Annotated in this window: 14 protein-coding genes and 1 riboswitch; all 14 genes read left to right on the top strand. The window is 68.6% G+C overall.

Annotated features, from left to right (window positions below; all coding sequences use genetic code 11):
* The first annotated feature begins 3 nt into the window (after positions 1-3).
* Positions 4-540, top strand: a complete 537-nt coding sequence (locus ACYX7E_RS11260; RefSeq protein WP_462080675.1) for an RcnB family protein — start codon at positions 4-6, stop codon at positions 538-540.
* Positions 541-747: 207 nt separating this feature from the next.
* Positions 748-2,016 (top strand): serine hydroxymethyltransferase, encoded by a 1,269-nt coding sequence (gene glyA, locus ACYX7E_RS11255; RefSeq protein ID WP_462080674.1) that lies wholly within the window; start codon positions 748-750, stop codon positions 2,014-2,016.
* Positions 2,017-2,154: 138 nt separating this feature from the next.
* Entirely contained in the window at positions 2,155-2,694 is a 540-nt protein-coding gene (nrdR, locus tag ACYX7E_RS11250; RefSeq protein ID WP_462080673.1) for a transcriptional regulator NrdR, read from the top strand.
* The gene (locus ACYX7E_RS11245; RefSeq protein ID WP_462080672.1) at positions 2,691-3,206 is read left to right on the top strand and encodes a hypothetical protein; all 516 of its coding nucleotides are present in this window, start codon (positions 2,691-2,693) and stop codon (positions 3,204-3,206) included. The genes nrdR and ACYX7E_RS11245 overlap by 4 nt, the downstream gene beginning before the upstream one ends.
* Positions 3,203-4,324 carry a bifunctional diaminohydroxyphosphoribosylaminopyrimidine deaminase/5-amino-6-(5-phosphoribosylamino)uracil reductase RibD gene (gene ribD / locus ACYX7E_RS11240; protein ID WP_462080671.1) on the top strand — a complete coding sequence of 374 codons (1,122 nt, stop codon included), beginning with the start codon at positions 3,203-3,205 and terminating at the stop codon, positions 4,322-4,324. The genes ACYX7E_RS11245 and ribD overlap by 4 nt, the downstream gene beginning before the upstream one ends.
* A 15-nt stretch (positions 4,325-4,339) precedes the next feature.
* The gene (locus ACYX7E_RS11235; RefSeq protein ID WP_462080670.1) at positions 4,340-5,110 is read left to right on the top strand and encodes a class I SAM-dependent methyltransferase; all 771 of its coding nucleotides are present in this window, start codon (positions 4,340-4,342) and stop codon (positions 5,108-5,110) included.
* Positions 5,111-5,200: 90 nt separating this feature from the next.
* Positions 5,201-6,202, top strand: a complete 1,002-nt coding sequence (locus tag ACYX7E_RS11230) for a Gfo/Idh/MocA family protein (protein ID WP_462080669.1) — start codon at positions 5,201-5,203, stop codon at positions 6,200-6,202.
* Between the two features lie 209 nt (positions 6,203-6,411).
* Positions 6,412-6,583, top strand: a riboswitch (FMN riboswitch).
* Positions 6,584-6,709: 126 nt separating this feature from the next.
* A complete protein-coding gene (locus ACYX7E_RS11225; protein ID WP_462080668.1) occupies positions 6,710-7,312 on the top strand; it encodes a riboflavin synthase in 603 nt (200 codons plus the stop codon).
* Entirely contained in the window at positions 7,309-8,412 is a 1,104-nt protein-coding gene (gene ribB, locus ACYX7E_RS11220) for a 3,4-dihydroxy-2-butanone-4-phosphate synthase (RefSeq protein WP_462080667.1), read from the top strand. The genes ACYX7E_RS11225 and ribB overlap by 4 nt, the downstream gene beginning before the upstream one ends.
* A 91-nt stretch (positions 8,413-8,503) precedes the next feature.
* Entirely contained in the window at positions 8,504-8,971 is a 468-nt protein-coding gene (ribH, locus tag ACYX7E_RS11215) for a 6,7-dimethyl-8-ribityllumazine synthase (RefSeq protein ID WP_462080666.1), read from the top strand.
* Positions 8,968-9,444, top strand: coding sequence for a transcription antitermination factor NusB (nusB, locus tag ACYX7E_RS11210; protein WP_462080665.1), 477 nt, complete (start codon positions 8,968-8,970; stop codon positions 9,442-9,444). The genes ribH and nusB overlap by 4 nt, the downstream gene beginning before the upstream one ends.
* Before the next feature lie 55 nt (positions 9,445-9,499).
* On the top strand, positions 9,500-10,459 hold the full coding sequence (gene thiL / locus ACYX7E_RS11205; RefSeq protein WP_462080664.1) for a thiamine-phosphate kinase: 960 nt from the start codon (positions 9,500-9,502) through the stop codon (positions 10,457-10,459).
* Positions 10,460-10,554: 95 nt separating this feature from the next.
* Complete coding sequence (locus ACYX7E_RS11200; RefSeq protein WP_462080663.1) at positions 10,555-11,091, top strand: RNA polymerase sigma factor; 537 nt, start codon at positions 10,555-10,557, stop codon at positions 11,089-11,091.
* Positions 11,088-12,203 carry a FecR family protein gene (locus ACYX7E_RS11195; RefSeq protein WP_462080662.1) on the top strand — a complete coding sequence of 372 codons (1,116 nt, stop codon included), beginning with the start codon at positions 11,088-11,090 and terminating at the stop codon, positions 12,201-12,203. The genes ACYX7E_RS11200 and ACYX7E_RS11195 overlap by 4 nt, the downstream gene beginning before the upstream one ends.
* Positions 12,204-12,269: the final 66 nt, after the last annotated feature.

The following is a 12,269-nucleotide window of genomic DNA, read 5'->3' as shown; positions in this document are numbered from 1 at the left end:
CACATGAGACACGCCATCAACCTGGGAACCGTTGTCGTACTGGCCGTCGCCACCCTGGCCGGGCCGGCGTTCGCCGACAATGATCGACGCGGCGATCGCGACCGCAATGGCTACAGCCACCGCGGCAACGAGGGCCGAGGCCACGACCGCCGCGACGATCGTCGCGACGACCGCAGGCATGACCGCCGCGATGACCGTCGTGACGAGCGCCGCTACAGCCAGCACCGTTACGAGCAGCGCGACCGGCATGATCGTTACGGCCGTTACGACCGCCACTACGCACCGCCGGTCCGGGTCGTGCATGTGCCGCCGCGGGTCGTTTACCGCGACTACGGTCCGCGCTATGCCGCGCCGCCGCCGCGTTGGGCACGCGGGGGCTACGTGCACCGGGGCCATCGCCCGGTCTACGTGGTCAACGACTACAACCACTACGGCCTGCGCCACCCGCCACGCGGGTATCGTTGGATGCGCGACGACGTCGGCGACTACCTGCTGGTGGCGATCGCGACTGGCATCATCGCGGACATCATCTTCCGCTGATGCGAGCGTGATCCGGGCGCCGGTACGGCGGGGGCGAACCATGCCCCCGGCCGGGGGCGGGGCGCCGCGGAAATGGTCGGGAAGGCGCGCGCAGGCGCGCCTTCCTGCTGTCTGCGCCACGTCGGCATCGACACCTGCCGGACAGGCCCTAGGGCCAGGGCGCTGAACGGGTACAATCTGCATCCCACAGCCCAACTGGAGTCCCCCATGTTCTCGCTTGAAGCGCGTATCGCTGGTTATGACCCTGAACTGGCCGCCGCGATTGCGTCGGAGAAACAACGCCAGGAGGATCATGTCGAGCTGATCGCCAGTGAGAACTATGCCAGCGCGCTGGTCATGGAAGCCCAGGGCAGCCAGCTGACCAACAAGTACGCCGAGGGCTATCCGGGCAAGCGTTATTACGGCGGTTGCGAGTACGTGGACGTCGCCGAGCAACTGGCCATCGACCGCCTGAAGACACTGTTCGGCGCCGACTACGCCAACGTGCAGCCGCATTCGGGTTCGCAGGCCAACCAGGCCGTCTACTTCGCGCTGCTGCAGCCGGGCGACACGATCCTGGGCATGTCGCTGGCGCATGGCGGCCACCTGACCCACGGCGCCAAGGTCAATGCCTCGGGCAAGCTGTTCAATGCGGTCCAGTATGGTGTGGACGACCAGGGCCTGATCGACTATGACGAGGTCGAGCGCCTGGCCATCGAGCACAAGCCGAAGATGGTTGTCGCCGGCTTCTCGGCCTATTCGCAGAAGATCGACTGGGCGCGCTTCCGCGCGATTGCCGACAAGGTCGGTGCCTACCTGTTCGTGGACATGGCGCACGTGGCCGGCCTGATCGCCGCCGGCGTCTATCCGAGCCCGGTGCCGCATGCGCACGTGGTGACCTCGACGACGCACAAGACGCTGCGCGGGCCGCGTGGCGGCATCATCGTGCTCAACCGCGCCGCTGCCGGCGACGAGGCCGCGGAGATCGAGAAGAAGCTGCAGAGCATCGTGTTCCCGGGCATCCAGGGGGGGCCGCTGATGCACGTGATCGCGGCCAAGGCGGTGGCGTTCAAGGAAGCACTTGAGCCCGAGTTCAAGCGCTACCAGCAGCAGGTCGTCAAGAACGCGCAGGCGATGGCGAAGACGATCATCGCGCGCGGCTACAAGATCGTATCCGGCGGCACCGAGAACCACCTGATGCTGGTCGACATGATCGGCAAGGGCGTAACCGGCAAGGCCGCCGAGGAAGCCCTCGGCAAGGCGCATATCACCGTCAACAAGAACGCGGTGCCCAACGATCCGCAGAAGCCCTTCGTGACGTCGGGCCTGCGCATCGGTACACCGGCAGTGACCACGCGCGGCTACGGCGAGCAGGACTGCGTGGACCTGGCCAACTGGATCTGCGACGTGCTCGACGCGCCGGCCGACGAGGCCGTGCTGGCGACCGTGCGCGACAAGGTCACCGCGCAGTGCCGCAAGTACCCGGTCTATGGCTGAGACGGGCATCCAGCGTCGGGCAGCGGGGATCGTCGGCAGCGACGGTTCCGCGCTCCCGTTCGTGCGATTCCCGGTGTCATTCCCGGCTTCCGGCCGTCGGAAGCCGGACGGCTGCAAGTCCCGCCTGCAGGCGCTCTGATGCATTGCCCCTTCTGCCAGCACGTGGATACCAAGGTCATCGATTCGCGCGCGTCGGAAGACGGCGCGACGATCCGTCGTCGCCGCGAGTGCGAGGCCTGCGGCGAGCGTTTCAGCACGCTCGAGACCATCGAGCTCAAGCTGCCGGTCATCATCAAGGGCGATGGCCGGCGCGAGCCGTTCGACGCCAAGAAGCTGCGCGTCAGCCTGGACCGGGCGCTGCACAAGCGACCGGTCGCAGAAGAACAGATCGAGACCGCGGTGCGCGCGGTCGTGCACAACCTGCGGATGACCGCCGAGCGCGAAATCTCGTCGCGCCGGGTCGGCGAGTTCGTCATTACCGAATTGCGCAAGCTCGACCACGTCGGCTTCGTGCGTTTCGCCTCGGTGTACCGCTCGTTCGAGGACGTCGCCGATTTCCGCGATGAGCTCGATCGCCTGGAGCGCGACCTGCCCGGCGTGGGCGAAGGCCAGTTGCCCCTGCTGTCGGGCGAGGTCGTGCCGTTCGGCAAGCCGTCCGAGAAGGGCAAGAAGCGTTGACGTCGACGCATCGCGTCTATCGTTTCGACAGGAAGGCGGTCCGGGCCAGGTGGTACTTCGGCCCGTGGATCGCGTTGTTCCAGGCCGGCTCGGCCGTGGCACTGGTCTGGTTGATGGGCGTGCAGCACAGCCCGCTGGCCTGGACCGTTTGCGCGGCGTGGCTCGCCTGGCTGGCCTGGAGCTGGTGGCGAGAGCGGGGCGTCGAACGCGAGCTCTGGGCGTTCAGGCAGCCCATCCGGGTCTGGTTCGCGGACGGACGGCTGCATGTGGACGATGGCCACGGGCAGTCCGTTGAACAGTCCTTCGACCAGGTCGCAGCGGTCGAAGCGATCGAGGCCAAGGGGCGCGTCGTGCGCCTGCTGGTGGATCGCAAGGACGGCGCGCGCGATGTGTACGCCGGCTACGACGACATGGACGCGTTCGCCTCGGAGTTCCGCAGCCAGGTCCGCAACGTGCCGTTCAAGCGCATGCGTGGCAGCTTTTCCGGTGGACTGAAGGAAGTGGAATCATGACGGACAATTTCACCGCGAACGATCACCTGATGATGTCGCGTGCGCTCGCGCTGGCCGAGCGCGGCGCGTACACCACGCGCCCCAATCCGATGGTCGGCTGCGTGCTGGCCGTCGACGGCGAGGTCGTCGGCGAGGGCTTCCACCAGCGCAAGGGCGGGCCGCATGCGGAAGTGTTCGCATTGCAGGCGGCGGGCGAACGCGCGCGGGGCGCGACGGCCTACGTGACGCTGGAGCCCTGCGCGCACACTGGCGCCACCGGACCCTGCGCGGATGCGCTGGTCGCGGCCGGTGTGTCGCGGGTCGTGGCGGCGATGCGCGATCCGTTCCCGCAGGTCGATGGCGCCGGCTTCGAGCGTCTGCGTGCCGCTGGCGTCACGGTCGAGCATGGCTTGATGGAAGCGCAGTCGCGCGCCTTGAACGCGGGCTTCCTGTCGCGGATCGAACGTGGCCGGCCGTGGGTCCGGATCAAGCTGGCCTGCAGCCTGGATGGCCGCACCGCGATGGCCAACGGCGAATCGAAATGGATCAGTGGCGCCGCTTCGCGCGCGGACGTGATGCGCTGGCGTGCGCGCAGCGGCGCGCTGTTGACCGGCTCGGGCACGGTGCTGGCCGACGATCCATCGTTGACGGTGCGTTTCGAGGCCGCCGAAGGCGAGGCTGTGCCGGCGTTCGTGCCGCCGTTGCGGGTGGTGCTGGATCCCGGCCTGGCGACAGTCGCACGCGGTCGCGTGCGCGAAGGCGATGCGCCGACGTTGTACGTGCATGCCAGCGATGCCAAACCACCGCGCGAGTTCACGCTCGATCGCGCGCCGATCGCGATGCGCGATGGCGAGCTGGACCTGCAGGCGACGTTGTCGCTGTTGGCCGCGCGTGGCATCAATGATATCCAGGTGGAAGCGGGCGCGACGCTGGCCGGTGCCTTCGTGCGCGCGGGCCTGGCCGACGAGATTCTGCTCTACGTCGCCCCAGTTCTGCTCGGTGAGCGCGCGCGGCCGTTGTTCGCGGGCCTGGGCATCGACCACATGCTGCAGCGCTTGCAGATGCGGGTGGTCGACAGCGTGCGCATCGGCGACGACACCCGGCTGCGCCTGCAGCCGGCGCCGCCGGTCGCGGGCTGATCGCGGCGGTCGCGCATGTCCGGCCAGAACTTTCCCGATCATTTTTCCTCGGTGGCCGCGGCCTACGCGGAATCGCGCCCCGAGTACCCGCCCTCGTTGTTTGCGTGGATCGGCAGCCGCCTGCAGCATCGCCACCTTGCCTGGGAGGCCGGCTGCGGTAGCGGGCAGGCCTCGCGCGGGCTGGCCGTGCATGTCGATCGGGTGCATGCCAGCGATCCCAGTGCGGCGCAGATCGCGCAGGCGCATGCACCCGACAACGTGCATTTCATAGTTGAAACCGCGGAAGCCTGCAGCCTGGGCGATGCCAGCGCGGACCTGGTCTTCGTTGCCCAGGCGCTGCACTGGTTCGACCGCGACGCCTTCTTTGGCGAATGCGAACGCGTGCTCAGGCCCGGCGGACTGCTGGTCGCCTGCGGCTACCAGGACCTGGTGCCGCCGGACGTGATCGACGCACCGTTCGACGCCTTCCGTGCGCAGATCGCGCCGTACTGGCCGGAGCAGCGGGCCTGGATCGATGCCGCCTATGCCGGATTCGACTGGCCGTTCGCGGCGGTCGCGGTGCCGCAGTTCACGATGCGCGCGCAGTGGCCGCTCGCACGACTGCTCGGGTATCTGTCCAGTTTTTCTGCCAGCCAGCGCTGTCGCGAGATCACCGGCGTCGACGCGGTCGCGGCCCATGCCGAGGCGATTGCCGCCGCCTGGGGACCGGCGGAGACCGTTCGCGAGCTCCACTGGCCGTTGTTCGTGCATGCGCGCAGCAAACCCGGCGGCGCATCGTCGCCGTGACGCGGCCGCGTCATTCGCGTCATTTTGTTGTCGGATGCGTTTGCTACAGTGCCGGCGGATGGGGCCGGAAGCTGCGGGGATGCGTTGCCGATGACTGAACACACGATCCGCTGGGGCATCATCGGCTGCGGCAACGTCACCGAGGTCAAGAGCGGGCCTGCGTTCCGGAAGGTCCCGGGTTCGGCGCTGGTGGCGGTGATGCGGCGCGACGCCGCCAAGGCCGAGGACTATGCGCGCCGGCATGGCGTGCCGCGCTGGCATGCCGACGCGCAGGCGCTGGTCGACGATCCGGAGGTCGACGCGGTCTATGTCGCCACGCCGCCGGCATCGCATGCCGATTACGCGCTGATGGCGCTGCGCGCAGGCAAGCCGGTCTACGTCGAAAAGCCGATGGCGCGCGACACGGCGGAATGCGAGGCGATGCTGCGTGGCAGTCGCGAAGCCGGCGTGCCGCTGTTCGTGGCGTATTACCGACGCGCATTGCCGCGTTTCCTGAAAGTGCAGTCGTTGCTGCACGGCGAGCGCGCGATCGGCACGCCGCGGCTGGTCGACGTGGTGTTGCACTACACGTTGCAGGCGGCCTACCAGGACCCGGCCGCGCTGCCGTGGCGGGTACGGCCGGAGCTGTCGGGCGGTGGCCTGTTCGTCGATGTCGGCAGCCATACGCTGGACCTGCTCGATTTCCTGTTCGGCGAGATCGCCGAGGTCTCCGGTCATGCCGGATCGCAGTCGCGCGCCTATCCCGCCGAGGACACGGTGACGATGTCGATGCGCTTCGCCAACGGCCTGCAGGGCACGGGGGCCTGGAATTTCTGCAGCTACGGCCATCGCGACAGCGTCGAGATCGTCGGCGACCGTGGCCGCCTGCGGTTCTCGACGTTCGGCGATGGCCCGATCACCGTTGAGACCGCCGAGGGCGTGCAGGAGTACCTGATCGAGAATCCGCCGCATATCCAGCAGCCCTTGATCGCGACGATCGTCGCCGAACTGCAGGGGCGCGGACGCTGCCCGTCGACCGGCGACAGCGCGTTGCGCACGTCGCGGGTCATCGACCAGGTGCTGGCACGCTACCGCCAGGGAGCGCCGGGCTGACAGCGATCGGCTTGAAGGCCGCTGATCTGGTGGGGCTGACTGGGTGAGCCCGATTTGGCAGGCCTGATGTGGCTGACCTGATTCTGGGGTGCCCGGCGCCATGCTGGAACGCTGTGTCCGCGTGCCTTGCGGGGACGTTGCCCGCCCGGATCCCGGCAGGGGTGTAAACTGGCGCGGTCGGCCGTCCGGCCGGCATCACCACCATTCAAGAACGTCTTCGGGGCGGGGTGCGATTCCCCACCGGCGGTAGATGCGCGCCAGGGCTGCAAGCCCGCTGGCCGCATGAGCCCGCGAGCGCTTCCCGGCCCCGTGCCAGGAAGGTCAGCAGATCCGGTCCAATGCCGGAGCCGACGGTCATAGTCCGGATGAAAGAAGACGACGCCGCGTGCCGCGAGGCGCGTGCCGTCCTGCGCCCTGCGGGCGTTTTTCGCGTTCAAGGCGGGAAACGTTGCATGCATATCCAATGGAATCCACGGCGCGTCACCTCCGTGCAGGAGGGGCACTGACATGTTCACTGGTCTGATTGAGGGCGTCGGCGCCCTGGTGTCGCGACAGTCCGTTGGCGGCGACGTGCGCCTGCACATCGGCGTGGGCAGCCTGCCGTTCGCCGATGTGGCGCTGGGCGAGAGCATCGCGATCAACGGCGTCTGCCTGACCGTGGTCGCGTTCGACGATGCGCATTTCGAAGCCGACGCCTCCAACGAGACGCTGTCGCTGACCACGCTCGGGCAACTGCGCGAGGGCCAGGCGTTGAACCTGGAGCGCGCGATGCGCCCAAGCGATCGCCTCGGTGGCCACCTGGTCAGCGGGCACGTCGACGGCATGGGGCGCGTGCTCGATGTCCAGCCCGATGCGCGCGCGCAGCGCTGGCGCTTCGAGGCGCCGGCGGCGCTGCTCAAATACATCGCACAGAAGGGATCGATCTGCGTCGATGGCGTCAGCCTGACCGTCAATGCCGTGCACGCCGATGGCTTCGAGGTCGCGCTGATCCCGCACACCGTCGCGCACACCGCGTTCGCACAGACCGGCATTGACGATGCCGTGAACCTGGAGATCGACCTCGTCGCCCGTTACGTAGAGCGCCTGCTGGGCGCAGGAGCCGCCGCATGAATTTCGCACCCGTCCCCGAGCTGCTCGAGGAAATCCGCGCCGGTCGCATGGTCGTTATCGTCGACGACGAGGACCGCGAGAACGAGGGCGACCTGATCATGGCCGCCGAGCTGGTCACGCCGAAGGACATCAATTTCATGGTCACGCATGCGCGTGGCCTGGTCTGCCTGCCGTTGACGCGCGAGCGCTGCGGGCAGTTGGGACTGGCACCGATGGTCCGCGACAACACCGCCCAGTACCAGACCGCGTTCACGGTCTCGATCGAGGCCGCGGAAGGCGTCACCACGGGGATTTCCGCATACGACCGCGCGCATACGATCCGCACCGCGGTGCGCCCGGACGCCAAGCCGTCCGATCTCGCGCAGCCTGGCCACATCTTCCCGCTGCTGGCGCACCCCGGCGGCGTGCTGAGCCGGGCCGGACACACCGAAGCAGGTGTCGACCTGGCGATGCTGGCCGGACTGGAACCGGCCGGCGTGCTGGTCGAGATCCTGAATCCGGACGGCTCGATGGCACGGCGCCCCGAACTGGAAGTGTTCGCGCGCGAGCACGGCCTGAAGATGGGCTCGATCGAAGACCTGATCGCTTGGCGGCTGGCCAATGAGCACACCGTCGAGCGCGTCGACGAACGCGATATCGAGACCGAGTTCGGCCCGTTCCAGTTGATCACCTACCGCGACCGCATCGCCCACGACCTGCATTTCGCACTGGTGCGCGGCACGCCGGATGCCTCGACGCCGACCCTGGTCAGGGTCCATGTCGAGAATCCGCTGGCCGACCTGCTGCACTGCCGGCGCGAGGACTTCGGCGTTGCCAGCACCGATGCGCTGCGGCTGATCGCCGAAGCCGGCGAGGGCGTGCTGGTCGTGCTGTCGATGCCGCGCGATGGCGAGGCCCTGCTGGAGCGCCTGCGCGCCGGCCCCGGTACCGCATCGGCTGCCGGCAAGGGCAAGGATGCGGGGCAATGGCGTCGCAATGGCGCCGGGGCACAGATCCTGTCGGATCTGGGCCTGGGCCAGCTGCGGGTCATCGGCACCCCGCGCAAGCAGATCGGGCTGGCCGGGTTCGGGCTGCAGGTCGTCGAGTACGTCCACGCCTAGGCGTCCGCGCCGGCCCTGGCAGACCGGGGCGGACCCGGGCAGGGGCCGTGCGCGGTAAACTGACCGACCCCTACCGGTATCGACCGCCCCCATGAGCCATTACGAAGGCGACCTGCGCGCCCCCGCAGGTGCGCGCTACGCCATCCTCGTCAGCCGCTGGAACCCGAAGATCACCGATGCGCTGGCCGCGGCCGCGCGCAAGGCGTTCATCGACCACGGCGTCGCCGAGGACGCGCTGGACCTGGTGCGGGTCCCCGGCGCCTGGGAACTGCCGGTGGTGGCGGCGCGGCTGGCCGCGGCCGGTGCGCACCAGGGCATCGTCGCGCTGGGCTGCGTGGTGCGTGGCGATACCCGCCACTACGAGCAGGTCGCCGATGGCTGCAGCGAAGGGCTGATGCGGGTATCGCTGGATCATGGGCTGCCGGTCGCGAATGGCGTGCTGGCGGTGGAGGACTACGTCGACGCCGAGAAGCGTGCCGGCGGCAGTCATGGCAACAAGGGTGAGGAGTGCGCGCTGGTGGTGATCGAACTGTCCAACCTGCTGGAGAAACTGGCATGAGCGCCGGCCATCCGCGTGGCCCGCAGCGCAAGGACGGCCTGGATCCGGTCGGCCGGTCGCGCGCGCGCCGTCGCGCGCTGCAAGCCGTCTACGCGATGCAGATGTCGGGCGTCGACGCGAAGAATGCAATCGCGCAGTTCGCGCATGAGCAGGCGCATGAAGTCGCCGACCTCGCCTATTTCGAGGACCTCGTCCACGGCGTCGGCAAGCGTTCCGGCGAACTCGATGCCGCACTGCAGCCGTTCCTGGACCGTGGCATCGACGAAGTCGACCAGATCGAGCGCGCGATGCTGCGCATCGCCACCTACGAACTGCTGCACCGGATCGACGTGCCGTACCGCGTGATCATCGACGAGGCGCTGAAGACCGTGAAGCGGTTCGGCTCGGAACATGGCCACACCTACGTCAACGGCGTGCTGGACCGCGCCGCGGTCGAGTGGCGCGGGATCGAAGTACAGGCAGGCCGGGGCTAACGGCGCGCCGGCGCGCCGCGGCCTGCGGCGTCGTCATCGACGAGGAGGCGGGGACATGGAATTCGACCTGATCGCCCGTATCCGCGCCCGTGCCGCCACGCGCGGCGACGTACTGTTCGGCATCGGCGACGATGCCGCGATCCTGCAGGTGCCGGAAGGCCAGCAGTTGATCGTCACGATGGACGCCCTCAACAGCGGCGTGCACTTCCCGGCCGACACCGCGCCTGCCGACATCGGCTGGAAGGCGCTGGCGGTCAATCTGTCCGACCTGGCCGCGATGGCCGCCACGCCGGCGTGGTGCACCCTGTCGCTGTCGTTGCCCGAGCCCGATGCGGTCTGGCTGGAGGGCTTCCTCGACGGCTTCCTCGGTCTGGCGGCCCTGCATGGCGTCGCCCTGGTCGGTGGTGACACCACGCGCGGTCCGCTGTCGATCAGCGTGGCCGCGCATGGCCTGGTCGACCGCGGTCAGGCGCTGCGCCGTGACGGTGCCCAGGTCGGCGACGACATCTGGGTCACCGGTACGCTCGGCGATGCTGCCGCGGCCCTGTGGCAATGGCGCGCCTCTGCCATCGCGGATCCATGGCTGCGCGCGCGGCTGGATCGCCCGATGCCACGCATCGGCGCAGGGCTTGCCTTGCGCGGCAAGGCGCATGCAGCGATCGATGTGTCGGACGGGCTGCTGGCAGACCTGGCCCACGTCTGCCGGGCGAGCGGCGTCGGTGCCGACATCGATGCCGCGGCTTTGCCCGCCTCCGGACCATTGATTGCCGCGTATCCGGATGCGGCCGCGCGCCATCTCCTGCAGGCCAGCGGCGGCGACGATTACGAACTGTGCTTCACCGCGCCAGCGCAGCGCGGCGCCGACATCGCGGCCGCCTCGGCATCGGCCGGAGTCGCCGCGACCTGCATCGGCCGCGTGGTCGCCGGCAGCGAAGTGCGCTTGCTCGATGCCGACGGTCGCGTCCTGCGGCTTCCGGGCAAAGGCTTCGAGCATTTCACCTCGCCGGTGGGCTGAGTGGCACGCGAGGCCGGCGGCCCGCAGAATTTGCGCAGGCTTGATATCCTGGCTTATGGTGCCTCCCCAATGACGCACGTGGCGTTGGGCACAGCATGAATCGCATTGCAGGTGACGACTGGCCTGACCCGATCGGTTCGCCGGAAGACACGGCGGGCATTGTCGCGCGCTATGAGCCGGCGATCCGGCGCTACTTCGCCAGGCGGTTGCCGACGAGCGCGGATGTCGACGACTTCACCCAGGAATTGTTCACGCGCCTGCTCCGGCGCGAGGAGCACGCCGCAATCGGCAATGGCGAAGGCTATCTGTTCCGGATTGCCGCGAACATGATGCTGGAACACGCGCGCCGCGAGGCACGCCACCGGACTGACGCCCGCGATCCCTCCGATCACGCGTTCGAACACGGTCGTGACGAACGCTCGCCGGAACGGGTGGCGCTGGGCGAGGAGGCATTCGCACGCGCGATCCAGGCGCTGCAGGCACTGCCCGAGCGCTCGCGCACGGTGTTCCTGCTGAACCGCTACGAAGGACTGTCCGGAACCGAGATCGCCCGACGCCTGGGGATCTCGGTGAGTGCGGTCGAGAAACACATGATGCGTGCGATCACCCAATTGCAGGCAAGTGCGACATGAGCCTGCGCGACGTCTGGCCTGGCCCCCGTGCCGATCCGCCCGGCGGCATCGATGATGCTGCCGCATGCTGGGTGGCACGTCGCCGCCTGGGCACGCTGGACGCGAAGGATCAGCGCGACTTGGCGCGCTGGCTCGAACAGCCCGCGCACCGGGCCGCGTTCTCGGCTGCCGAGGGTGTTGTCGAGGGCATGGGCCGGGTCGCTGGCACTGCCGAGATCCGAAGCATGCGCGACAGCGCGCTGGCGGCGTACCCATTGCGTCCGCGTTGGCGCAGCGCCGGTTGGGCGTTGGTGGCCATGGTCGCCCTGCTGGCGATCGGGGCATGGATCGGGCGCCTGCCCGGCGACCGATCCGGCTTACCGTCGCTGGCGCAGACGCCTTCTGCGGCCGGCAGTGCGGTGTCGCAATCGCGCCATGCCACCGGTATCGGCGAGCAGCGTGAGATCGGACTCGACGATGGTTCGGTGGTTGCCTTGAACACCGACAGTGCCATCGTCGTGGATTTCAGCGCAGCGCAACGCAGCGTCCGCCTGCTGCGCGGCCAGGCCTTGTTCGAAGTCGCGGCCGATGCCGCGCGGCCGTTCGTGGTCACTGCCGGTGATCGACGCATCACCGCAGTGGGGACCGCATTCGATGTCCGCGTCGACGCCGCCGGCCTGCACCTTGTGATGGTCGAAGGCAGGGTCGATGTCGACTCCGTGCGCCGGATTGGCCTCGATCGCCTGCTGGCTAGGAAGCCGCGGATATCGCTGGGCGCCGGCGAGCAGTTGCATGCCGATGCCGTCAATGGCATCAGGGTGTCGCAGGCGGATGTCGATCGCGCCATCAGCTGGCGCGAGGGCAGGTTGATCTTCCGCAACGACCCGCTGGAAAGCGCCGTAGCCGAGGTCAACCGCTATTCGCGTCGGCAACTGGTCATCGAGGATCCTCGCCTGGCCGGTCTGCGCATCAGCGGTGTGTTCAGTACCGCGCGTCCCGACAACTTCGTACTCGCCCTGTCGACCTATCATCCGGTCGTGGCGCGGCCACTGGCGGATGGGACGCTGGCCCTGGTCCGCAGCGATCCACCGGAGGATGCCTCCAACCGCAAGCAGGCACGCGCGCCGGAGTAGGTGTTTCCACTGGATTTCATGCCCGCGGGTGAGGAGTGCGTGCCGAGCGTCATCTTGTTCTGCAAC

Source organism: Luteimonas sp. RIT-PG2_3, from assembly GCF_054902115.1.
Note: the sequence above shows the minus strand (reverse complement) of the source record. Positions and strands in the feature narration are given on the sequence as shown.

Bases quoted from the DNA above. Each gene is read 5' to 3' on its own strand.
- thiL (WP_462080664.1), top strand. From the start codon at position 9,500: ATGGAATTCGACCTGATCGCCCGTATCCGCGCCCGTGCCGCCACGCGC.
- ACYX7E_RS11225 (WP_462080668.1), top strand. From the start codon at position 6,710: ATGTTCACTGGTCTGATTGAGGGCGTCGGCGCCCTGGTGTCGCGACAG.
- ACYX7E_RS11195 (WP_462080662.1), top strand. From the start codon at position 11,088: ATGAGCCTGCGCGACGTCTGGCCTGGCCCCCGTGCCGATCCGCCCGGC.
- ribD (WP_462080671.1), top strand. From the start codon at position 3,203: ATGACGGACAATTTCACCGCGAACGATCACCTGATGATGTCGCGTGCG.
- nusB (WP_462080665.1), top strand. From the start codon at position 8,968: ATGAGCGCCGGCCATCCGCGTGGCCCGCAGCGCAAGGACGGCCTGGAT.
- ACYX7E_RS11260 (WP_462080675.1), top strand. From the start codon at position 4: ATGAGACACGCCATCAACCTGGGAACCGTTGTCGTACTGGCCGTCGCC.
- ACYX7E_RS11235 (WP_462080670.1), top strand. From the start codon at position 4,340: ATGTCCGGCCAGAACTTTCCCGATCATTTTTCCTCGGTGGCCGCGGCC.
- ribB (WP_462080667.1), top strand. From the start codon at position 7,309: ATGAATTTCGCACCCGTCCCCGAGCTGCTCGAGGAAATCCGCGCCGGT.
- ribH (WP_462080666.1), top strand. From the start codon at position 8,504: ATGAGCCATTACGAAGGCGACCTGCGCGCCCCCGCAGGTGCGCGCTAC.
- ACYX7E_RS11230 (WP_462080669.1), top strand. From the start codon at position 5,201: ATGACTGAACACACGATCCGCTGGGGCATCATCGGCTGCGGCAACGTC.
- nrdR (WP_462080673.1), top strand. From the start codon at position 2,155: ATGCATTGCCCCTTCTGCCAGCACGTGGATACCAAGGTCATCGATTCG.
- glyA (WP_462080674.1), top strand. From the start codon at position 748: ATGTTCTCGCTTGAAGCGCGTATCGCTGGTTATGACCCTGAACTGGCC.
- ACYX7E_RS11200 (WP_462080663.1), top strand. From the start codon at position 10,555: ATGAATCGCATTGCAGGTGACGACTGGCCTGACCCGATCGGTTCGCCG.